The following is a 2,328-nucleotide window of genomic DNA, read 5'->3' as shown; positions in this document are numbered from 1 at the left end:
CAGCAGAACCGTGGCACCGGAAGCGATATCCGTGGCTGCCGTCATACTGTTATTTGCACTGTCAACGGTCAGCGTGCCGCCGTTCACATTCAGCTGACCACCACCGGTCATTTCCCCTTTCACGCTGCCGCCCTGCGACACATTCAGCGTGCCGTCGTTCAGCGCCAGCGTGCCGGCACTCTCAACCTCCAGGCTGCCCACCGACTGGGTGGTTTTATTCAGGTCTGCCGTCGCATTCCCTTTCACATCCAGCTTCGCCGTCTTCCCGAGCGCATTGTCCGCATCCGTACGCAGCATGCCACCCAGCACCGTGGTGTCACCGGTGTAGTCGTTGCCGCTGTTCGACAACGACACCAGTTCACCCGCCGGCGCATTCGTCGCCAGATTACCGCTGCCCGTGATACGGGCTGACATATCCGCCGCGTTCCCTGTTGCCCCCGGGTCACCGGCCAGCGTCAGGGTCTGACCCTGCTGCAGGTCCAGCTCCTTCAGCCCGTAGTTCACATACAGACCGTCATCACTGCCGGACGCCCCCGTGGTGGTCAGACGGTAGTCATACGTCCCCTTCGCCACTACGCTCCCGTCCTGGGCAATGTCCACCTGCGTGGCCGCCGTGACGGTGTTGCCGTTCTGGTCCTTCAGCGTCAGGTTGCCGCCGCTGCCGGTCACGTTACCGGCACTGACCAGTTGCAGCCCCACGTTCGCGTCGTCCTGGGTCATCAGCGACGAGTTCGTGCTGCTCTCCTGACGCGGGACATACGGGTCAGGAACGGTGATTTGTATGGTGCCGTCACCGGACGCATCCAGCGACCCGGCCTTCACATACCCGGAAGCGATTTTCTCATCCGGGGCGATACCGTTAAACACCAGGGTGCCGCCGGCCAGGGTCAGACCGCCGATGGCCTGCTCCCCGTCCGCCACCGTGGTGGTGCTGCCGGTGTCCGCCTTCAGGGTGGCATTCGTCAGGGCTGCCGTGTTCTGCCCGCCCAGCGACAGAGTGGCGTTGTTCAGGTCGAGAATGCCGGTGAAGGCCGTGCCGGCCGACGATGCGAAGTTAAACGCCCCGCCGGATGCATCCACCTTCAGCACGCCGGCACCCAGCAGGGTGTTCTCCAGCGTGTATGCCCCGGCAGTGGTCAGGTCAACCAGCCCGTTGTCGTTCAGCACCGCCGCTGACGGCAGGGTTTCATCCGTCACGTGCAGCGTGGTGCCGGACTGCACATCATACGTCCCGGCAAACTGACTGTTCTTTTCGGTGGACGTCACGTCCGAACCGCCCGTCAGGGCAACCGTACCGGTGCCGGTCACCGCGCTGACCAGGTTTCCGGTATAGCTATCCAGCGACAGGAGGCCGTCACTGTTAGTGCTGACCGTCGCCGTCCCCAGATTCTTCTCAGCGGACGCATGCAGCGTGGTGCCGTCCTGCACATCAAAGGTCCCGGCAAACTGCCCGTTCTCCCCGGTGGCCGTGACGTCCGAGCCGTTGCTCAGTTCCACCACACCCTGACCGCTGACCGCGTTTTTCAGGGCGCCGGTGACGGCATCCAGAATGAGCGTGCCCGCATCCGTGATGGCTCCGGTCCCCAGACCCGCGATGTCCTCCAGCAGAACCGTGGCACCGGAAGCGATATCCGTGGCTGCCGTCATACTGTTATTTGCACTGTCAACGGTCAGCGTGCCGCCGTTCACATTCAGCTGACCACCACCGGTCATTTCCCCTTTCACGCTGCCGCCCTGCGACACATTCAGCGTGCCGTCGTTCAGCGCCAGCGTGCCGGCACTCTCAACCTCCAGGCTGCCCACCGACTGGGTGGTTTTATTCAGGTCTGCCGTCGCATTCCCTTTCACATCCAGCTTCGCCGTCTTCCCGAGCGCATTGTCCGCATCCGTACGCAGCATGCCACCCAGCACCGTGGTGTCACCGGTGTAGTCGTTGCCGCTGTTCGACAACGACACCAGTTCACCCGCCGGCGCATTCGTCGCCAGATTACCGCTGCCCGTGATACGGGCTGACATATCCGCCGCGTTCCCTGTTGCCCCCGGGTCACCGGCCAGCGTCAGGGTCTGACCCTGCTGCAGGTCCAGCTCCTTCAGCCCGTAGTTCACATACAGACCGTCATCACTGCCGGACGCCCCCGTGGTGGTCAGACGGTAGTCATACGTCCCCTTCGCCACTACGCTCCCGTCCTGGGCAATGTCCACCTGCGTGGCCGCCGTGACGGTGTTGCCGTTCTGGTCCTTCAGCGTCAGGTTGCCGCCGCTGCCGGTCACGTTACCGGCACTGACCAGTTGCAGCCCCACGTTCGCGTCGTCCTGGGTCATCAGCGA

1 pseudogene is annotated in these 2,328 nt (G+C 63.6%); it reads right to left on the bottom strand.

Going from position 1 to position 2,328, the window contains the following annotated elements:
- Positions 1-2,328 (bottom strand): annotated as a pseudogene (locus AOY24_RS25250) (hypothetical protein); the annotation flags it as partial.

The sequence above is a fragment of the Citrobacter sp. CtB7.12 genome (assembly GCF_001297795.1).
GTDB lineage: Bacteria > Pseudomonadota > Gammaproteobacteria > Enterobacterales > Enterobacteriaceae > Citrobacter_A > Citrobacter_A amalonaticus.
Note: the sequence above shows the minus strand (reverse complement) of the source record. Positions and strands in the feature narration are given on the sequence as shown.